The sequence below is a fragment of the Stenotrophomonas sp. STEN063 genome (assembly GCF_056854515.1).
In genome coordinates this window covers 1-20,483 of sequence record NZ_JBXFWF010000007.1, presented here as the reverse complement: position 1 = coordinate 20,483, position 20,483 = coordinate 1, and the positions used below count along the sequence as shown (strand labels likewise).

Genomic DNA, 20,483 nt, shown 5'->3' with positions numbered 1-20,483 from the left:
GCACTACAACGGCAAGAGCCCCCCTCCCCAACCCTCCCCTTGCCTACGGCAAAGGGAGGGAGCAATGCATCAAGCCTTCAGTGCTGCCAGCGACTCGGCCTGCAGGCGCTCGTAGATTGCGAACTCGTCGCTGACCGTCGCGCCCAGGGCCTGCTCGAAGGCATCGCGGTTGGCACGCGCGGCATACGCACGCTGTTCGCCACCACCGAGGTTGGACTGGAAAATACCCGCCGCACTCACCGGCAGGAAATCCTCATAGATGATCGGGTCAGCGCTGGCGAAACCACGCTCGATCAACACTTCCGCCGGCAAGGCACGGGTTTCCGCATCAGCGGCAAGGCCCGCATCGGTCAGGCTGTAGCGGTAATAACCCAGGCCTTCGCGGCGCAGCGTTGCATGGTCATCCGGGAACGCGGCAAATGCGCTCTGCAGGCGCTGCATGTAGTCGCCACCGGCACTGCCTTCGCCGCCACGTGCCTGCGCAAGCAGGGCGTCATACAGATCGCGGCCCTTCGGCGTCAGCGCGAGGCCGCGCTGTTCGATCTCACCGAAGCGCGCGGTGTGGGTGCCGGCTTCGTTGTCGGCCCCCGACGGGAAATGCACCATTTCCTCCAGCGCCTTGAAGCTGGTCTGGCGCAGCAGGATGGCGCAATCACGGCGCGGCGGGCCTTCGATCACGGCCTTTGCCGCCAGACCACGCTCATGCATCGCCGCCTGTGCCGCATCGATGTCCAGCGTGCGCGGGGTGAGGTGGTTGATGTGCGGGCCACGGAAGCTGACCACGTCGGCAACCAGACGGTGCGCGCCATGCAAGGCGTGATAAGTCTCCAGCGACACGGTGGCTTCGTTGTGCCAGCGGAAGGTTTCCAGTGACTCAACGACGAAGCGCCAGGCATCGTCTTCGCTAAGGCCGCCATCGCGCTCGCATTGTTCAATCAGCTGCAGCGCGCCAGCGGTGAAGATATTGCGGCGGGCCAGGATCTCGGCGGCCTGCTCGCGCAGCGCGGCGTCCTCGATCAACTCCAGCCGCAGCAGCGAGGTGAACACGCGGAACGGGTTGCGGTTCAAGGACTCGCCATCCACCGGCCGGAACGCGGTGGAATGCACCGGTACGCCGGCCACCGACAGATCGTAATAGCCCACCGGCTGCATGCCCATCACCGCGAACAGGCGGCCAAGCGTGGCCAGCTCCTGCGCGGTGCCGACGCGGATTGCGCCATGGCGTTCCACGTCCAGGCGCTCGCGTTCGCCACTGCGCTGCATCTGCGCGGCGAGCTCCGGCTGCGCGGCCAGGACGTCGGCGTTGATCGCGCCAACCAGTTCCACCAGCGTGCCGTACAACGGCACTTCGGTGCGGTACATATGCGACATCGCCTGCGAGAACAGGCTGCGGATGTGATCGGGCGAAACGAAACGGTCGGCGGTCATGACAAAGCGCTTTGACGCGAAATCGAAGGAACGCCATTTTCGCCCGGAATCGCCCCCTGCGCCTATCTGCAGGGCAGCAAATGCCGACGCGGTTTTACTCCGCGTCACTCCTGCGCGCTGCCGCCTCGCGCTGGGCGCGGTCGCCGAGCTGCCGCTGCAGCAGCGGATCCAGCGTTATCGGCCGGTCCCAGTGGTCGAAACTGGCGACGATGGCGTGGCGCAGGGCCCGCCAGCGCAGGTTGTCCGGGGCCGGCTGCAGGCCAGCCAACACCTCTTTCCAGCTGGCCTCGGGCTGCTGCGCGCGGGCCTTCACCGCGGTACGGCAGTTGCTGCCGTTGAGCTTGCCCCAGAAGCAGGCCAGATAGACATCACCGGGCTTCCAGCCATGGTCCTGCAGCAAGGCCTGCACATAGCCCGGGCGCGCACTGGCATAACGCGCCAACTCATCGACGAAGGCTTCCGGGTAGCGCGCGGCATAGGCGTTGATATCGGCCAGTTGCTTGTCCACCCAGGCGTCACCGGTGGCCGGCGCGTAGACCTCGGCCACCGCTGCCGTTACCGGCTGTTGCGCCAACAACGGCAGGGGCAGCACGGCAGCTGCCAGCAATCCAAACCGCAGCAGCAAGCCTGTGCGACGTGGAGATTGCCGGGAGCCTGCCGCGCTCACCTCAGTTGCCTTGCGCTGCTGCAGCCTGCGCGGCGACGGCACGCACCGCTTCCGGCCACTGGTGGGCGGTATCGGCGTGGTGCAGGCGCGGTTCTTCCGCGGAGACACCATGCTCAGCCTCGTGCGCCCAGGTCATTGCGTACGGGGTATGGATGCCCCAGCCACCCAGACCCAGCACCGGCTCGATATCCGAGCGCAGCGAATTGCCGACCATCACGAAGCGCTCGGCCGGCATGTTGAACTCGGCCAATACCTTGGCGTAGGTGGACTGATCCTTCTCCGAGATGATCTCGATGCGCGGGAACAGGTCCAGCAGGCCGGAACGCTCGATCTTCTGCTCCTGATGGAACAGGTCGCCCTTGGTGATCAGCACCACCGGGTATTCGGCGGCGATGGCCGCCACCGCTTCACGGACGCCATCGATGACATCCACCGGATGCTCCAGCGTGCGGCGGCCGATCTCGACGATCTGGCGCAGGTCATGCGCGGAGATCTTCTCGTCGGTCAATTCGATTGCAGCTTCCAGCATCGACAAGGTCATGCCCTTGGCACCGTAGCCGAACACGGCCAGGTTGCGGCGCTGCACCTTGAGCAGATGCTGGGCGGTGCCGGCATCGTGCAGGTCGATGTAGTTGCTGAGGATCAGGCCAAATTCGTGCTCGGCCTTCTGGTAATAGTCTTCGCTCTTCCAGAGCGTGTCATCGCCGTCGAAGCCGACCAGGCCGATGGCGGAGGGGGAAGTCTGCGTGTTCATGCCGCACAGGATAGCAATCTGCCCTGCGGTGAATAGGGGATCGCGTCTGGAAGGCAGGGTTTGGCTTGCTGGGATGGCAGCTCAAGCAAAGTGCAACGGCAAACAGCCCCCCTCCCCGGCCCTCCCCGGCACTGCGTGCAAGGGAGGGAGCGGACCGCGCAAACTGCTGGTTCATCGCGCAATGCCGCTTCTACCCCCTCCCTTGCGCGTAGCGCAGGGGAGGGTTGGGGAGGGGGGCTCTTCGAGCCCTACCCGGTTACCAATCAATTCTTATGCGCAGCCGCATAAGCCCGGTACTCATCCGGCGTCAGCTTGCCGTCCTTGTCACTATCAGCCTCATCAAACACCTGGGCCAGGCCAGCATTGGCCTGCGACTCGGTCTTGCTGATGGCGCCATCACCATCAGCATCCACATCTGCCCAACTCTGGCCGCCTCCAGCCGCCGCCGAGGCCTTGGCGGCGCTGCTTGATGCACTGGCAGCAGCGTTCTGCGCCTGTTCTGCCGAATCCTGTGCCTGCGCAGCCTGTGCCTGCGCAGCGGCGGCCTGATCCTGTGCATCCTGCGCCATTGCCGGCAGTGCAAGCGCGGAACCTACGATGGCAACCAGGGCGAACAGCGGAGTGCGATTACGTACGGTCATCAGGTCTTCCTCGTGTGTTGGCTAAAGCGCGGAAATTCCGCACGCCCCAACCCTGACAAGTCGCGCCTGAATCGCTTGCACCCCAAGAAACCGCAGCGAACATCCTGTTAACCACCTGCACCGGATCAGCGGTTACCACCCCTGTTAGCCGTGCATGAAGTGAAAGTAAGCCACTGATTAGAGCGTTCCAAGCATAGTGCTTATCGATGCGATGCCGGCGCCTCAAGCACCATGCGTGGTGTCAGCGAGCGGTTGCTGCGAACTGAACAACAACCAACCCAGGCCGACGCCAACGGCTACGCCGATCAACTCAAACAGCACGCGCGTGCCCAGCTGGTCCGGGTCATGGATCGAAGCCAGCGCCAATCTGGCGTACAGCGGCGACTGCAGGTTGACCATGCCCAGCGAAAACAGCTTCCAGCCATCCACGCCCGCAGCGATGGCCGCCGCTATCAGCGCGGAATAGGCGATGGCGTGGCCGTGCCGCAGCCCGGCGCGCCGGCACACCTGCCACCACAACGCAAACACCACAAAGCCGATCGCCAGAGCGATCAAGCCAGCTTCCAGCGAGCCGAGCAGGCCGTAATGCAGAACCAGATTCATGGGCGCAGCGCGGTCCATTCAGGGAACCGCAGTCTAACCGCCCCTGCCCCGTTCAACGCACCGGGAAGTCGTAGGCCGTGGTCGGCGTGGGCTCGGGCTTGAAGGTGTAATGCCACCATTCCATTGGATAGTTGGCAAACCCCTGCGCCTGCATCGCATCGAGCAGCAGCTGTCGGTTCTGCTTCTGCACCGCGCTGATATCGGGATTGGCGGTATGCGCCAGCACATCGAAGCGGTCGAAGCCGGTGCCCATGTCCAGGGCGGTGCACGGCATGCTGCGGCAATCCAGCACGCCAAGGTCCACCGTCGCCGCCCGGCTATGGCCAGAGGTTTCGGCGATGTAGCCGTCGAGCAGGCGGCTCTTGTCGATGTTGGGGTAATAGCGCTGCTTGGCGATCTGATCCTTGCCATCGTGCACCCAGGCGACGAACGAGGTCACCGAGTGCACCGGCCGGTAGCAGTCAAACACCTGCAGTCGATAACCCTGCGCGCGCAGTCCGCGCTGCACCCGCGCCAAGGCCTGCGCCGCCGGCTGCAGCAGATAGCAGCGCGGTGCTTCATAGCCGGGGACGACGCGCCCGGTGAAGTTGTCGGTGCCGGCGTAGCGGATATCCAGGGCGATGTCCGGGGCCAGCGTGGTGACATCGACGATGCCGGCCTGTGCCGGCGTCTCTGCCGGCGATACCTGCACCTGCTGGGCAAGCACGGTGAACGGCAACAGTGCCAGCAACAATGGCAACGATTTAGTGGCAATCGCCACGGCGTTGGAATTCCAGATCGGGGTAGTCATAGCTGAAGTCGATATCCGGGTCGATGGCACGTAGATGCAGCAGCGGATGTTGGGCGTCGCCGGAGAATTCCAGCCAGGCATCGGCATCTTCGCCCAATCCCTGCCAGGCCACATACCAGCGTTCACCGGCACGCATCACCTGCCCACTCATGCGCGGCGACTTGGCCGAGGCGAACTGCAGCTTGCCATCACGCGGGCACAAAGACACCTCGCCGAACCACGGGTCTTGCCAGACGCCGACCTTGCTGCCGAACTCGGCCGCCGTGGCCGCACGTGCCTTCGGCAATGCAGGACGCACGTGCCCTGCAGAACGGCGCTGCGCGGCCGCGTCGTCAATCAACCTGGCGTAATGCAACACGTCATTGTTCGCCGCCGGTGCGGTGTAATGCTTGAGCATGGCCTGCATCAGCGCCGTGCGTGCATCTTCGCCCTCACCGTTGATCAGGATCACCACGCCGGTCTTGCGATCCGGCAGCAAGGCCAGCGAGGAATACATGCCGGACAAGGTGCCGGTATGCGCGACCTTCCACTGCCCATCCATATCCGACAGACGCCAGCCATAGCCATAGGCGTAGAAGTGCGTGTTGTCCCAGTCGCGCAGGCGTTGGCTGATCGGCATCGGCATATGTGCGGTCCATAGCGCACGCCGCTGGGTCGCATCCAGCCAACCCGGTGCCTGCGCCGGATCCAGCAGCACCTGCATCCAGCGCAACATGTCGTTGAGGCTGCAGCGGATACCGCCGGCAGCCATCGATGGGAAATCGGTGACCTGTGCAGGATCGCGTTCGGCGGCAATGTTGCGCTTGCCATCACGATGATGCGGCTGCGCGATATTGCCGAGCGCCGCGGGTGACCACGCACCTACCTGGCAGCGCTGCATGCCCAGCGGCTGGAAGATTTCCTCGCGCATCAACTGTGCGTATGGCTTTCCGCCCGCAGCAGCGGCGACTTCACCGGCCACCACATACATGAGGTTGTCGTACGCGTACTCGCTACGGAAGCTACCAGTCGGCTTCAGGTGCGCGAGGCCTGCAATGATGTCCTGACGATCAAAGTTGTTCGGCTCGGGCCACAGCATCAGATCACCTGCGCCCAGGCCGAGGCCGCTGTTGTGGATCAGCAGATCGCGAACCTGCATATTGCGCGTCACCCACGGGTCCTGCATGCGGAACTGCGGCAGGTGCCTGGTGACAGGGTCATCCCAGCGCAACTTGCCGGCCTGCACCAGCCGCGCCAGAACTGCTGCGGTCATCGCCTTGGTGTTGGAGGCGATCTTGAACAGGCTGTCATCGTTGATTGCAGCGCTCTCGCCCGCTACCAGCTCACCGCGGGTGATACGCCGCACCACCTTGCCATCCTCGATCACCCCCACCGCTATTCCGGGAAGCTGATAGCGCTGCACCGCCTGCTCGACCAACGCGTCCATCCGCGCGTTGTCGCCATCAGCGGCGAGCACCGGGCTTGCCGCAAGCACGGCAACGATGGCCAACAGCAGTTTCAATCGCATCATCCCTCTCCACAAAAGCGAACGGCCCGCCGAAGCGGGCCGTTCTCACACACTACATCAGAAGTTCCAGGTCACAACGAGATTCGTGTAACGCGGCGCCTGCCAATTGGTGCCTTCGCCGAAGTAAGGCATCTTCGTGCCAGGGGTACTTTCGTAGCGGGAATGCACGTTGACCACTGTCTGCCGGTTGAGCAGGTTGTAGACCGACAGGCGTGCCGTCAGGTCGACACCTTCCACCGGCAAGGTCCACATCACGCTTGCACCGAGATCGATTACCCACGGCATGCGACCGAAGGCACCACGCTCGGAATACACAAGCTCGCGGGTTGCCCACGTTGAGCAGTTGGCCTTGCACAGCCAACCCGAGCCACCACCACTGTATTCGCCTGGGCCACCTGCATTGCGATTGTCATTCGGCCAGACCACACCAAACGCCGTGATCGGACCACCGGAGCGCGCCGACAACGTGCTGCCGAACGACCACTGTTCGTTGAGCTTGAAGGTGCCGCGCAGCTTGAACTGGTGGCGGGCGTCATTGAAGGTCACGCCAAAGCGCTCGTTGACCGCCGGGTGGTCGTAGTACTGCACCAGGTTGGTGTCGTTGTAGCCGGTATCAGAGTTCACCGGGCCTTCGATGTTGCCTTCGCTCTTGGACAGCAGGTAGCTGGCATTGAACGACCACTTGTCATTCCAGGCACGGTCAATCTGGAACTCCAGCGCCTTGTAGGTACGCTTGGGCCGTTTGTAACCCATGATGGCACCGCTACCGGAGGCCTTGTAGCCATCCTTGGACGAATCCAGCGTCACCCAGCTGTTCGTATCCGGGCACCACAACTTATTGGTTTCACCCGGGTTGATGATCGGCCAGTCGCCCGAGTACCAGTCGCAACCTTCGACGTGGTTGATGCGCGCATCTTCCACGGCGCGCGTCATGCGACGGTAGGTGGCATTGACGCCGTACGACCATTCCTCGTTGATCGCCTGCTGGAAACCGAGGATGTACTCATCCTGAAATACCTGCTTCAGATCACGCGCCACCGCCGTGCGAACGTCCGTCGGCGCCGGGGCGTTGCCTTCGGTGTTGACCGGGCCGATCTGCTGGCCGAGCACCGGAACCTTGTACGTGCCCCCGTTTGCGCTCTGCTTCTCTTCCCAACCGTTGAACGCGTAGTAGGTATGTTCGTCGGTGGTACCACCACCGAAGTAGTCGGTGAGCTTGTTGGTCAGCGGGGTGTAGTAACGACCCGCGTTGCCGAACACCTTCATCGAGCCATCACCCTTGACGTCCCAGCTGAAGCCGAGGCGCGGCGAGATCATGTCATTGAACTTGGATTTGGCGAAGGTGGCGCCAGAGGCCAGTTTGTTGTGGAACTGGTCGAAACGCACGCCGAGGTTAAGCAGCAGGTTCGGGGTGACGTTCCAGTTGTCTTCCAGATAGAACGCCTGCGCCTTGGTGCTGACCGGCGCACCAGTGACCTTGTAGCGGGCATCAATGATGTCGGTAACACCTGCAGGCAGCACCACGCCGTTGACGGAGCTCCCCGGGTCTACCGAAAGCACCTGATAGGTAGAGCCATCGCCTGGGTAAAGCGTCGAGCTGGCCGAATCCATCACTTCCTGGTCCAGACCAAACCGAACCAGGTGATCACCCAGTGTCCACTCAAAATCCACGCGTGCCGCTTCACGCTTGTCTTCACGGTTGCTGATGGCGCTATTGGTCGGGTGGCAACCCACGCCTTCCTGCTCGCCATAAATCTTGGTGAAGCTTGACGCCACCGTGATGATGCTGCAGTCGCCATCCGCCGGACTGTCACTCACGGCGCTGCGCTTGTTGACGCCGTACATCGCCTTGGCGACGAAATTGTCGGTCAGATGCCCTGTGTAGGTCAGCGACCAGTTGTCACCGCCGGAGGAACCGCTGCTCTGGCCACTGGATTCACCGAAAATGTTGGTGTTCCAATCGTAGTCCTCGTAGCTGGTGGTCACCGAATCTGCCTTGTCGGAGAACGCAAGCAGCTCAAGCTGGTGATTGTCGCTGATACGCCAATCGAGCTTCGTGCCCCAGAAGTCGTTGTTGCTCTTGGTCTTCCAGGCTTCGGAGTTATCGACATCCTGCGATTTGCTGTCGCGGTTCTCATACATCGCGAAGAAGAACAGCTTGTCCTGCATGATCGGACCGGACGCCCATACATTGGTCTTCGTCAGCGGCGCACGATCGCGACTGGTGCGGTTACGCTCATCGATGGTGCCATCGCTGTGGAAATGATCCTTCTTCTCCGAAGCCCATGCCGAGGGCTCCATGGTGACCTGCACACCGCCCTTGAACTCGTTGCCGCCCGAGCGGGTGATGGCGTTGATGACGCCACCGGTGCTACGGCCGAACTCGGCCGAATAGCCGCCGGTCTTGATCTGGAACTCTTCATAGAAGTTGAAGGGAACCGTCGAGAAACCTTGGCGACGATAGGGATCGGTAACGTTCAAGCCGTTGATGTAGGCCACGTTTTCAGCCACGGAGGAACCACCAAAGCTCAAGCCACCGAAGCTCGAGCCGGAGTCCACCACGCCTGGTGCCAGCAAGGCGACCGCCGCCACGCTCTGGTCCACCGGCATGCGCGCCAGTTCTTCGCGTTTGATGTTGAACGAGGATTCGGTCGAGTAGACGTCGACCCGGTTGACGATCTTGGAACCGGTGACCTGCACCGAGTCCAGGGTGACCGCGTTGCCTGCTCCACCACCACCCAGATTGACATTTGTGGTGCCGCCCAGCGACACGTTGACTGCCACCGGCTCCTTGTCGACTTCCCCGTCCCGCTTGACTTGCAGGCTGTAGTCGCCCACCGGCAGCTGGCTCAGGCGATACGAGCCATCAGCGCCGACGGTTACGGTACGGGTCAAACCCGTCGCCTTGTTCACCACGGTGATCTGGTCACCGGAGTTTGCGCGGCCGGCAATCGCACCGTTCGCACTCTGTGCCATCACGCTCGGCGCCATCACGCCAAGACAGGCACCCAATGCGACGGTCAGCGCCGCTCTTTTCAACATTTTCCTGTTCATCCCCTGCTCTCTCCTGCAGACGTAAATCGATAAGTAAGACAACGGTTACGACGTTCTATTACTTGGACTCCGGCGCCAGAACCTGCGACTGGAAGTCGTATTGCCACTGGTTGAAGTAAAGGTTCCCCCCTTCCCACTCAACCTCACCTCGTTGCAGATCAACGGTCTCCGAGCGGAAGTGCTGCTTGGCAGGCACGAACGCGCGTGAGTAGTCATCGTTGAACGCGATGCGGTAGGCATCCAGCCCGCCGAAATAGAAATTGCGTTGTTCGGGCTGGTCGCTGTCCAGTGCGCCCGTGCTTACATCCATCGGCACCCAGCCGTAGGGAGCAAGATAGAGCGCGCCCCAATCGTGCAGGTTGTTGTAGCCGACCTCGTTGTCCGAATACACCATGCCCGACTGCCAGCGCGCCGGGATGCCGTTCATGCGCAGCAGCGAGATCAGCAGCAAGGTCTGCTGGCCGCAGTCGGCATGCCCGGCATGCAGCGCGTAGTCGGAAATATTGCTGATCGTCGAATACTCGCGGGCACCACCCCACGGAATCGCATCCACCGCATCGAACAACTTCTTGGCGACGCGGTACGGGTTGGTTTCATTGCCTACCGCCTTGCGCGAGAACTCACGCATGGCGGGGGTGAACACCACATGCGGCGCGCGCTCGGCCAGATAGGGCTCCAGCGCCGCATCCCGCGGCGTCGGCAGCACCTTGTCGGGATCGATGATGAATCGGCGCGCGGAGATGGTGAGCTCGTAGCTGACCGAGAACTCGGTAGGCGTGCCGGCCACGGCCTTGCGTTCGAGGTAGGCGGTACGCTGCAGCGTGTCTTCGGGTGCGATCTGCGCGCCCTGCGGCGCGCTGGACAGCCATTGGATGTTTTCCTGCTGGCCAGGTATTGAACGCGGATACGGCAGCCAGGCGCGCACCGTCTTCCCCGCCGGCACCGCATCGGCGTCGACCTTGATGGACTGGGTGATGCGCACCCGCCGCGGGCTGATGCTGGTCTGGCCGCTCTGCTCCGAAGCCTTGATCACCTCGAGATGGTGCGAGCCCAGTCGCTCGTACGGGCCAGGCCGGGAAACACGCTTGTCGGCCGGCCGCCGGTTGGAGGCCTCGGCACTGAACAGGAACAGATTGTTCGGTGCGCGCTTGAACCAGCGACGCTGGCCGTCGATGTCGAGGTGCTCGATCAGGCCGGCGTCATCCCAAGCCTTGAATTCTTCATCACGCAGATCCGGTACCGACCTGCGCACGGCGGCTTTGGCTTGCGCTTCGTCCAGGGTGAAATCCAGGCGGATGCGGCGCATGCGTTCCTGCTGGAACAGGTAGGCGGCGCGGCTGTCGGCATCGATGCCGGGTGCTGCCAGTGCCTTGTCGATCTCGGCCTGCGCGCCAGCAAAATCGCCACGGTCCACACGCGCCGTCAACCCGGGCAGCGCCGTCAATGGCGCCTCACCGGCATAGGCGATCCAGGCCACGCTCATGCACAAGGCAGAGGCGAGGACCGTGCGGGCGAACGGGACGCAGGCAAAGCGGGCAGAATCGGCGTTTGAAGCCACGGCAACACTTCCACGTGCAGGGTGGTTAACGCTGTGTAACACGCACCCGATAGCCGGTCAATAATTTATTCTTGCTTTCGACGGCGAAAGGAATAAATATTCCTGAGCATCAACGAGGGGAGCTTCCCAATGCTTGCTTTGCCGCCGCTGTCCCAGCGCCGACGCCTTGCCCCGCTTGCGCGGGCTTTGATCCTTGCCACGGCGCTGTGCGCCGGGCCGGCTTTTGCGCTGTCGCCGCCACCCGTTGCAACGGCGGCCCCGGGCTACGCAGGCATCATCGGCCTGGAAGAAGCCCTGCTGACGCCGCAGCCGTGGATCAGCGGGCTGCCCAACGCCGACGCCGTGATCCTGGACCGCGCCGCCATCGAGGCGCAGAACGCGCGCATGCGCCAGCTCGATGCCTCCATCATCGACCTGCACACGCTGCCCGCGCTACTGCCACAAGTATTGGTCCGTGAGCAGATCAACGGCATCTCCAAGGCGCCGACCCGCACCCTGTACGACGTACACGGCAAGCAGGTCACCCCAGCCCAATTGCAGGCAGTGACCGCCAACCTCGCCCTGGACGCGATCCCGGCCACTCGCCCGATCCAGTACGGCCTGGTCGTGCACCGCGCCGCGCTGCGCGCCTTTCCCACCGAGCTGCGCGTATTCAGCAGCCAGGGCGATACCGATATCGACCGCTTCCAGGAGTCGGCACTGTTCCCCGGCGACGCGGTGGCGGTGCTGCATGAAAGTGCAGACGGCAAGTGGGTATTCGTCGCCAGCGAGCGCTATGCGGCGTGGATGGAGAAGCGCTTCGTCGGCGTCGGCAGCGCCGAACAGGTCTTCGGTTACGGCGCCACCGGTCCGTACCGGGTGATCACTGCGGGCAAGGCCTTCACCGCACACACCCCGGAAGAGCCGCGCGTCTCCGACCTGCAGCTGGAAATGGGCGTGCGCGTGCCGGTAATCGCCGACTGGCCGGTGATGGATCCGGTCAACGGCCAGCAGGCGCATGGCGGCCATGTGATCCAGCTGCCGGTACGCAATGACGACGGCAGCCTGGCGCTGGTGCCGGCCTTGCTGCCGCGCACGCAGGAATCGGCCAGCGACTACCTGCCGCTGACCCAGGCCAACCTGATCACCCAGGCCTTCAAGTTCCTCGGCGAACGCTATGGCTGGGGCCACTCCTACGACACCCGCGACTGCAGTGGCTTCGTATCGGAAATCTACCGCAGCTTCGGCGTGCTGCTGCCGCGCAATACCAGCGCGCAGGCAATCAGCCCGGCCTTGAACCGCGTGCCCTTCACCGACAAGGACAGCAAGGCCAAGCGCAATGATGCGATCGCCAAGCTGCAGGTCGGCGACCTGATCTACATCCCCGGCCACGTGATGATGATGCTCGGTGAAGCCAATGGCATGACCTGGGTGATCCACGATACTTCCGGTGGCAGTTGGTTCGACGCCAGCGGCAAGCGCGTGCATGCCAGCCTCAACGGCGTATCGGTGACCCCGCTGCAGCCGATGATGGCCAGCGACACCGTCAGCTACATCGACCGCATGACCAACATCCAGCGCATCCGCCTGCAAAACACCAAATGAAGATCACCGACATCGAACTTGGCATGCTCCGCGTGCCGCTGAAAACCCCGTTCAAAACCGCGTTGCGCACCGTGGAAACGGTGGAAGACATCGTGGTGATGGTGCGCACCGACACCGGCAACACCGGCTACGGTGAGGCGCCGGCCACTGCGGTGATCACCGGCGACACCCACGGCTCGATCATCGAGGCCATCAACACCTTCATCAAACCCCGCCTGATCGGCGAGGACATCAGCAACCTCAACCGCATCTGCGGGCTGATCCAGACCTCGCTGGAGCGCAATACCAGCGCCAAGGCGGCGGTGGAGATCGCCATTTACGATCTGTGGGCACAGCTGCACAAGGCACCGCTGTACCAGATGCTGGGCGGCGGCGACCCGGTGATCACCACCGACATCACTATCAGCGTCGATTACATCGACAAGATGGTGGCTGATTCGCTGTCGGCGGTGGAGCGCGGCTTCGAGTCGCTGAAGATCAAGGTGGGCAAGGACATCGGCCTGGACATCGAACGGGTCAAGGCCATCCACGCCGCCGTCGAAGGCCGCGCCCTGCTGCGTCTGGATGCCAACCAGGGCTGGACCGCCAAGCAGGCGGTGTATGCGATGCACGTGCTGGAGAACGCTGGTGTCGTGCTGGAGCTGTTGGAACAGCCGGTGAAGGCTGCAGACATCGCTGGCATGAAGTACGTCACCGAGCGCGTCAATACACCGGTGATGGCTGACGAAAGCGTGTTCAGCCCGCACCAGGTATTCGACCTGATCCAGCAGGGTGCAGCCGACATCATCAACATCAAGCTGATGAAGACCGGCGGCATCTCCAACGCGATCAAGATTGCCGATATCGCCTCGTTGTACGGCGTGCCATGCATGATCGGCTGCATGCTGGAGTCCAGCATCAGCGTCGCGGCGGCAGTGCATCTTGGCGTGGCCAAGTCCGGCGCGATCAGCAAGGTGGATCTGGATGGGCCATCGTTGAGCCAGTTCAATCCGGTGGTAGGCGGCGTGATCTTCAACGAATCGGAGATCAGCATCACCGACGCACCGGGACTGGGCATCATCGAGGTCCGCGGGCTGGAGATGATCAAGCCGTGATCACGCAGGCGGCAACCGGTCTCTCCTCGGTTGCCGCCGCGGTGGTCGCGCATGTGGAAACAACAGCACCGGCAAAGCCCGGTGCTGTTTTGTTTTGGGAGGAGTCCCCCCACCAACGCATGAACCTGGCTTCTGCTTCTGCTGTTGCCCCCTCCCTTGCGCGCAGCGCAGGGGAGGGCTGGGGAGGGGTAGCTTCTGCTTCTGCTTCTGCTCCGGCTTCTGCTGTTGCTGTTGCTGTTGCTCCAGCTTTTGCCCCACCGGGTCCCCTTCCGCAGCGACGCAGCAGACGGACAAGACCCCGCAGGGGCGACGTGCATGGATGCACGTCGTTTTTCGACGAGACAGGGACGTCTCGTCGAAAAATCCCGGCGGCGGAGTGGACCCGCGGCGCGCAGCGTCGTGGGCGCGTAGGCAGGGTGTGCTTTCTTTTGGTTAGCTTTTCTTTGCACAAGCAAAGAAAAGTAACTCGCTCCCCGACGGGGAGCGAAAGCCCTTGCTTTGACTTTGACTTGCCCTTTGGCACCTCCAAAGCAGCGGCAACAGCAAAACCAGAATCAAAGGTTTCCGCTCTCCTTCGGGGCACGAGCGCACCTTTCTTTGCTTGTGCAAAGAAACGTGGCCCAAAGAGGCGCCTTTTCAACAGCCGAATGGCTGGTCAAGCACACCCTGCCTACGCGCCTTCCGCGCTGCGCGCTCCAGGTCCACTCCGCTGGCAGGATTTTTCGACGATACATCCCTATATCGTCGAAAAACGACGCACATCCCTGTGCGTCGCCCCATTCGGGGTCTTGTCTGCCAGCTCCGTCGCTGCGGAAGGGGACCCGGTGGAGCACGAGCAACGGCAGGAGCCGGAGCAACTGCAACTGCAGAAGCTACCCCTCCCCAACCCTCCCCTGCACTTCGTGCAAGGGAGGGGGCTGGAGCAAAGATACGGGCACAGGCGAAAACCAAAGCGCCCTCACCCCAACCCCTCTCCCGCTTCGCAGGAGAGGGGCTCCCGAGCAACAGCCGAAGCAGCACCACTGCTCCACTTGCTTACGCTATCCCTTAAAGTCTTCAGCAGATAAACATCCATACGCCCATGCCACCTCTGGTAAAAATCCGCTCCGAACGCGAACAGATGTCGGCCATCGAACGGCGCATCGCCGACTTCATCCTCGACAACGCACACCTGCTGCGCGACTACTCCTCGCAGCAGCTGGCCAATGCCCTGGATATCAGCCAGTCCAGCGTCGTCAAGTTCAGCCAGAAGCTCGGCTTCAAAGGCTATCCAGACTTGAAATACTCGGTAGGCGCGGCCGTCGCCGCTGCCGGCAATGGTGAAAGTACCAGCTGGCCACCAGAGGACCAACCCGGTGGCTACCTGCTGGTTGCCGAGACCCTGCGCCGTGCCAAAGCCGCTGCCGAAGAAGAAACCATGGCCGCCAACGCGCAGGCCGACGTGGAAGCCGTCATCGCACTGGTCGACAATGCACCCAAAGTCTTCATCTACGGCTTGGGCGACGATGGCCTGTACGCGCGCGAGTTCGCCATGCGACTGTCGCTGCTGGGCATCCTCACCGTGCAACATGCCGATCCCATCTTGATGACTGCCAACCTCTCCGCCGCCCGCCCCGGGGACGTGCTGTTGGTGTTCTCCGAGTTCGGCAAGCTGCCGCAGCTATGGCAGCTGTCGCGGCAGTTCCAGGAAGTCGGTGGCAAGGTCGTGTCGATCACCCGCCACACCGCCAATCCACTGCGCGCGCATGCGGATGCCTCGTTGGCCATCTGCGCGCACGACCCGCAGCCGCCGATCGCGCAGCTGCTTTATCGCAGTTCGCTGCAATATCTGCTGGATTTCGTGTTCGTGCTGCTGTGCCAGACCAATCCTGATCGGCAACGGCAACTGGCTTTGAACCAGGAACGCATCCAGCACCTGATCGACATCTGACCTCGGGAACCGTCGCCATGCTCATCTCGTTCCAACGTAACTTCCGACACCTGCTGGGCTGCGTGTTGATGGTCATCGCACCAGTCAGCTTCGCCTCGCCACTCGCTACTCCTGTACACAGTGCCCGCCAGCTGATCGTCGTCACCACACCCAACTGGGACGCGACCAACGCCCACCTGCAAGCCTTCGAACGCACCGCCGGTGGCTGGAAAGCCCACGATGCCGGCTTCGATGTCAGCCTCGGCCGTAGCGGCAGCGCCTGGGGCGTGGGCGTGCACCCGCAACAGACAGATGGCCCGCGGAAGCGCGAAGGTGATGGCCGCAGCCCGGCTGGCATCTTCGCCATCGGCCCGGCCTTCGGCTATGCCGAGCACATCACCAGCGCCATGCCCTACCAGCCGATGCTGGCCAGCAGCTACTGCATGGATGTACCGGCCTCGCCGCTGTACAACCAGATCGTCGATGCCACCAAGGTCGGCGAAGCCGCAGTCAAGGGTTCGACCGAGGCCATGCGCCTGGACCTGCACAACAACGGCGATCGTCGTTACCGCGAAGGCTTCGTCATCGAGCACAACCCCGCTGCAGTGCCCGGCCAGGGCAGCTGCATTTTCGCCCACCTGTGGCGCCAGCCTGGCGAGGCGACCGCTGGCTGTACAGCGATGGAACCAGAGCGCATGTCAGCCTTGCTGGAATGGCTGTCACCCGAGGCCAAGCCGCTGTTCGTGCTGCTGCCTGATGCCGAGTACCAGCGGCTGCAGCGCAGCTGGGGGTTGCCCGCACTTTCAGAAACCGCCCGTTGAGCATTTGTCCGGTTCCGGGCATCTTCCCTTCCTTTAGCCAAGCCTTCTCTTCATGACCGACAGCGCCCCCGCAAAATCTTCCAAGGTCTCAGCGCCCGTCAAGGTGCTGATCGCGCTGGTGCTGGCCGCCATCGTCGGGCTGGCACTGACCGCCTATGACCAGGCGCTCGCATTGAAGATCGCCGACGTGCTGCGGCCAATCGGCCGGCTCTGGCTCAATGCCCTGCAGATGACGGTGGTACCGCTGGTTACCGCGCTGGTCATCGTTGGCGTCAATACCGCCAGCAATGCGGCGGCATCGGGACGCACGGCGCGCAATGCGATCATCGTGTTCCTGATCCTGCTGGTCGGCTCGGCCGCGTTCTCGGCCGTCATCACCCCGTTCCTGCTGGACCTGCTGCCGCGCGATGCAGACAACATCCAGGCCTTCCGCGATGCGCTGCGTTCGCCGGCAACCGCAGCCACGCCGCTGAGTGCCGCGCAGTGGATCAGCTCGCTCATTCCCAGCAATGCACTTGCCGCCGCCGCCTCCAGCGCGATGCTGCCGCTGGTGGCCTTCGCCATGTTCTTCGGCTTTGCGCTGAGCCGACAGGAACCGGAGCGCCGCGACCGCATCCTGGACATCATCCGCATCATCGCCGACACCATGATCACCATCGTGCGTTGGGTGCTGTGGGCGGCGCCGGTAGGCGTGTTCGCGCTGGTCTTCGTGGTCTGCGCTGAAGTAGGCATGAGCATCATCGGCGTGCTTGGCTACTACATCGTGCTGATGTGCGTGATCTACATCCTGATCACCCTGCTGCTGTACCTGGTTGCCCGCTTCGCTGCCGGCGAGCCGTTCGGCCGCTTTGCCCGGGCACTGGTGCCGGTACAGGTGATCGCCGGCAGCACGCAGTCCTCGCTGGCCTCGCTTCCGGCCATGATCGACAGCGCGCGCAATCGTCTGGGCTACCCGCCTGCTTTGACCTCGCTGGTGCTGCCGATGGCGGTGTCGCTGTTCCGCATCACCAGCCCGGCGCAGTACATCGCCGTGGCCAGCTTCATCGCCTGGCTGTACGGCATGGACGTGCATGCTTCGCAATACGCGGTGGCCATCTTGCTGGCCGCAGCGATCAGCATGGGCTCGACCGGCCTGCCCGGCCAGGCCAACTTCATGACCAACAACATGCCGATCACCCAGAGCCTGGGCCTGCCGGTGGAACCGCTGGGCGTGTTGCTGGCGGTGGACACGATTCCCGATGTGTTCTGCACAATCGGCAATGCCACTGGCGGCGTTACCGCCACCGGCATCGTTGCCCGGCACACGGCGCAGCACCCGGAACAGGATCAAACCAGCGACAGCTGATTGCCTGCAACCACTCCCGCCATAGGCGGGAGTGGCGTTCAATCATTCCTGCGGCGGCAGCGGCGGCGTGCCGTAGGCAGCGTCGGCCGCCATCACGTCGCGGGTGTTCTTCTGCACCGCCACGGCACCGAACAGCGACAGTGCGAAAGACATGCCGTAGAAGCCCTTCTCGCTGAGCAGCAGGGTCGCATTCCACAGGCCAACCAACAGCAGCAACAACGCGCACAACAGCGCAAACCAGCACAGGCTGTAATACAGGCTGCTTACCGGGATGCCTTCCAGGCGGTCACGCACGCTCTTCTGCAGCGATACCGCCGAGAACAGGCCGAACAGCAGCAGGGTCAGGTAATAGCCCTTTTCGTTGAGCAGCATCTGCGCATTGAACAGCCCGACCAGATACGCCACCGCCCCCAGCAACAATGCCGTCCATGCGGACGCGATGAACGCGGCAGAGGGGCGATAGATCTGTTGTTTCGTCATGAAAACTCCTTTTTTGTGCATGCGGGGGCCCAGTTCCACGGGCGCTCGGCCGCTACGGTAAGCGATTCCGTGCGCCAGTCCCATCCCCCGAACGGACAGCATCGGCTGTCATGGTGTACAACCCTGCACTGGTATCGCACCCCGCTTCCGGAGACCTCCATGCCCCGTACCCTCCTGCTCAGCATGAGCCTGGCCCTGGCCCCCGCCCTGTTCACCAGCGCCTGCGCCGCTGATCCCGACCCGGCCGCCGAAGCCGCGCTGAAGCCCGCGCAATGGCCGTTCACCGCCACCGAGACAGCTCGCTTTAATGAGCCCTGGGCAATGACCTTCCTGCCCGACGGCAGCCTGCTGGTCACCGAGAAGGCCGGCAAGCTGCTCCATTTCGATCCCGCCAGCGGCAAGCGCGGCACCATCAGCGGCGTCCCGACCGTGGCTTACGGCGGCCAGGGTGGCTTTGGTGACGTGCTGGCCCATCCGCAGTTCGCCAGCAATGGGCTGGTCTATTACAGCTACGCCGAAGATGGCGAGGATGATACCCGTGGTGCCGCCGTCGCCCGCGCCAAGCTGGTATTGAACGCCGATGGCAGCGGCACGTTGAGCGATGCGCAGGTGATCTGGCGGCAGACGCCCAAGGTCACCGGCCGCGGCCATTACGGCCATCGCCTGGCCTTCGGCCCGGATGGCAAGTTGTGGATCAGTTCCAGCGAGCGGCAGAAGTTCGACCCGGCGCAGGACATGAAGACCAACCTGGGCAAGATCATCCGCCTCAACGACGATGGCAGCGTGCCGGCCGACAACCCGTTCGTGGCGCAGGGCTCACCGGCTGACCAGGTGTGGTCGCTGGGCCACCGCAGCGTGCTGGGTATTGCCTTCGACGGCAACGGCAAGCTGTGGGAACACGAGATGGGTCCGAAGGGCGGCGACGAGCTGAACCTGATCCAGCGCGGCGGCAATTACGGCTACCCGATCGTCTCCAATGGCGACCATTACGACGGCCGCCCGATTCCCGATCACGACACCCGCCCGGAGTTCATCGCCCCGGTGGTGACCTGGCGCCAGGTGATCTCGCCGGCCGGCTTCATCATCTACAACGGCAAGCAGTTCCCGCAGTGGCAGGGCAGCGGTTTCATCGGCGGCCTGTCGTCCAAGTCGCTGGTGCGCGTCGCCTTTGATGGCGACAAGGCCCACGAAGCCGAGCGCTTTGACATGGGCAACCGCATCCGCGAAGTGGAGCAAGGCCCGGACGGTGCGCTGTGGCTGCTGGAAGATGGCGCCAACGCAAAGCTGTTGAAGCTGACGCCAAAGGCAGGCTGACGCCTCCGCTTCCTGTAGTGCCGAGCCACGCTCGGCAGGAGCTTTACCGCCAAAGCCCCACCTGTAGTGCCGAGCCATGCTCGGCAGAGGCTTTACTGGTAATGCCCGCCTGTAGTGCCGAGCCATGCTCGGCAGGGGCTTTACCGGTAAGGCCCCTTGCCGAGCATGGCTCGGCACTACAGATGAAGTTTTACTGCCAAGGCCCATGCCGGGCATGGCTCGGCACTACCGATATCAGCGCAGGCGTATCGCCAGGCCTACCGCCTGCACCAGACCATAACTGATCAAGGCCGCCGCCAACGCCAAGGTCAACGGACTGGCATTGCCCATGCCCGCGCCCATGCCCTGGCTGAAAGCGCCGCCATACCAGCGCCAGGCCAAGCGTCCGATCAGCAATACCGCCAAGCCACCGCCGATCCACGGATTCGGCGTGTAGCCGGCCTGTCCATCGCGTGGACTGATCAACGTGTGTTTGAGTGCGAACACGCCCAGTCCAACCCCGGCGACAGCGCCGGCAACAATCCCCAACGCGACATGCGGGATATATATCGCCGCAGCTACCAGCGCAGCACTCACCAACGACAGCAGACCGATACGGAAGCCGTTACGAACGGGGCGCCATGGCTGCCAGCCAAAGTGGCGACGGATACGCCGGTAATACAACCAACCAAAACCAGCCGTCATCAACCAAGGCATGTAGACAGGCAATGCAGCAGGCATGAAGCGTCCCCGTGTTGTAGGAGCGGCGTAAGCCGCGAAGCTGACAATAAACCAGACATCGTAGTGCCGAGCCATGCTCGGCAGCGGCTTTTTCGGCAATGCTTCAAAAGCCAACCCCTCCCCAACCCTCCCCTACGCCTGCGGCGCAAGGGAGGGAGCGTAGTGCCGAGCCATGCTCGGCAGAAGCCTTACCGGTAAAGCCCCTGCCGAGCAT

At 63.1% G+C, this 20,483-nt stretch carries 17 protein-coding genes; 6 read left to right on the top strand and 11 right to left on the bottom strand.

Annotated elements, in window-relative coordinates:
* Positions 1 to 69: 69 nt before the first annotated feature.
* The 9 genes from hglS to AC1VWL_RS03315 form a co-directional block, all read right to left on the bottom strand.
* Complete coding sequence (hglS, locus tag AC1VWL_RS03355; RefSeq protein WP_482985752.1) at positions 70 to 1,428, bottom strand: 2-oxoadipate dioxygenase/decarboxylase HglS; 1,359 nt, start codon at positions 1,426 to 1,428, stop codon at positions 70 to 72.
* Positions 1,429 to 1,522: 94 nt separating this feature from the next.
* Positions 1,523 to 2,020, bottom strand: a complete 498-nt coding sequence (locus tag AC1VWL_RS03350; RefSeq protein ID WP_482985751.1) for a hypothetical protein — start codon at positions 2,018 to 2,020, stop codon at positions 1,523 to 1,525.
* A 76-nt stretch (positions 2,021 to 2,096) separates the two neighbouring features.
* Positions 2,097 to 2,849: an HAD family hydrolase gene (locus tag AC1VWL_RS03345; RefSeq protein ID WP_282273261.1), complete on the bottom strand. Its 753-nt coding sequence runs from the start codon at positions 2,847 to 2,849 to the stop codon at positions 2,097 to 2,099.
* 263 nt (positions 2,850 to 3,112) lie between these two features.
* Positions 3,113 to 3,490, bottom strand: a complete 378-nt coding sequence (locus AC1VWL_RS03340; RefSeq protein ID WP_282270757.1) for an EF-hand domain-containing protein — start codon at positions 3,488 to 3,490, stop codon at positions 3,113 to 3,115.
* A 222-nt stretch (positions 3,491 to 3,712) separates the two neighbouring features.
* Positions 3,713 to 4,093 (bottom strand): hypothetical protein, encoded by a 381-nt coding sequence (locus AC1VWL_RS03335; RefSeq protein WP_482985750.1) that lies wholly within the window; start codon positions 4,091 to 4,093, stop codon positions 3,713 to 3,715.
* Positions 4,094 to 4,145: 52 nt separating this feature from the next.
* Positions 4,146 to 4,883, bottom strand: coding sequence for a M15 family metallopeptidase (locus AC1VWL_RS03330; protein ID WP_482985749.1), 738 nt, complete (start codon positions 4,881 to 4,883; stop codon positions 4,146 to 4,148).
* Positions 4,837 to 6,390: a serine hydrolase domain-containing protein gene (locus tag AC1VWL_RS03325; protein WP_482985748.1), complete on the bottom strand. Its 1,554-nt coding sequence runs from the start codon at positions 6,388 to 6,390 to the stop codon at positions 4,837 to 4,839. The genes AC1VWL_RS03330 and AC1VWL_RS03325 overlap by 47 nt, the downstream gene beginning before the upstream one ends.
* 57 nt (positions 6,391 to 6,447) lie before the next feature.
* Complete coding sequence (locus AC1VWL_RS03320) at positions 6,448 to 9,432, bottom strand: TonB-dependent receptor (protein WP_482985747.1); 2,985 nt, start codon at positions 9,430 to 9,432, stop codon at positions 6,448 to 6,450.
* Positions 9,433 to 9,502: 70 nt separating this feature from the next.
* The gene (locus AC1VWL_RS03315; protein WP_482985799.1) at positions 9,503 to 10,927 is read right to left on the bottom strand and encodes a transglutaminase-like domain-containing protein; all 1,425 of its coding nucleotides are present in this window, start codon (positions 10,925 to 10,927) and stop codon (positions 9,503 to 9,505) included.
* 204 nt (positions 10,928 to 11,131) lie between these two features.
* On the opposite strand from AC1VWL_RS03315, the gene AC1VWL_RS03310 reads away from it, so the two are divergent.
* The 5 genes from AC1VWL_RS03310 (at position 11,132) to AC1VWL_RS03290 (ending at position 17,755) form a co-directional block, all read left to right on the top strand.
* On the top strand, positions 11,132 to 12,586 hold the full coding sequence (locus AC1VWL_RS03310; protein ID WP_482985746.1) for a C40 family peptidase: 1,455 nt from the start codon (positions 11,132 to 11,134) through the stop codon (positions 12,584 to 12,586).
* Complete coding sequence (locus AC1VWL_RS03305; protein WP_481615425.1) at positions 12,583 to 13,680, top strand: dipeptide epimerase; 1,098 nt, start codon at positions 12,583 to 12,585, stop codon at positions 13,678 to 13,680. Before AC1VWL_RS03310 ends, AC1VWL_RS03305 begins: the two co-directional genes overlap by 4 nt.
* 1,081 nt (positions 13,681 to 14,761) lie before the next feature.
* Positions 14,762 to 15,610 carry a MurR/RpiR family transcriptional regulator gene (locus AC1VWL_RS03300; protein WP_481615664.1) on the top strand — a complete coding sequence of 283 codons (849 nt, stop codon included), beginning with the start codon at positions 14,762 to 14,764 and terminating at the stop codon, positions 15,608 to 15,610.
* 68 nt (positions 15,611 to 15,678) lie between these two features.
* Entirely contained in the window at positions 15,679 to 16,410 is a 732-nt protein-coding gene (locus tag AC1VWL_RS03295) for a L,D-transpeptidase family protein (RefSeq protein WP_482985798.1), read from the top strand.
* Between the two features lie 52 nt (positions 16,411 to 16,462).
* Positions 16,463 to 17,755, top strand: coding sequence for a dicarboxylate/amino acid:cation symporter (locus AC1VWL_RS03290; RefSeq protein ID WP_482985745.1), 1,293 nt, complete (start codon positions 16,463 to 16,465; stop codon positions 17,753 to 17,755).
* Between the two features lie 42 nt (positions 17,756 to 17,797).
* Here AC1VWL_RS03290 and yiaA read toward each other — a convergent pair whose 3' ends face one another.
* On the bottom strand, positions 17,798 to 18,235 hold the full coding sequence (gene yiaA, locus AC1VWL_RS03285) for an inner membrane protein YiaA (protein ID WP_296246843.1): 438 nt from the start codon (positions 18,233 to 18,235) through the stop codon (positions 17,798 to 17,800).
* 159 nt (positions 18,236 to 18,394) lie between these two features.
* Between yiaA and AC1VWL_RS03280 the strand changes: the two genes are divergently transcribed.
* Complete coding sequence (locus tag AC1VWL_RS03280; RefSeq protein ID WP_482985744.1) at positions 18,395 to 19,549, top strand: PQQ-dependent sugar dehydrogenase; 1,155 nt, start codon at positions 18,395 to 18,397, stop codon at positions 19,547 to 19,549.
* Between the two features lie 234 nt (positions 19,550 to 19,783).
* Here AC1VWL_RS03280 and AC1VWL_RS03275 read toward each other — a convergent pair whose 3' ends face one another.
* Positions 19,784 to 20,269: a CcdC protein domain-containing protein gene (locus AC1VWL_RS03275; protein ID WP_482985743.1), complete on the bottom strand. Its 486-nt coding sequence runs from the start codon at positions 20,267 to 20,269 to the stop codon at positions 19,784 to 19,786.
* Between the last annotated feature and the right edge of the window lie 214 nt (positions 20,270 to 20,483).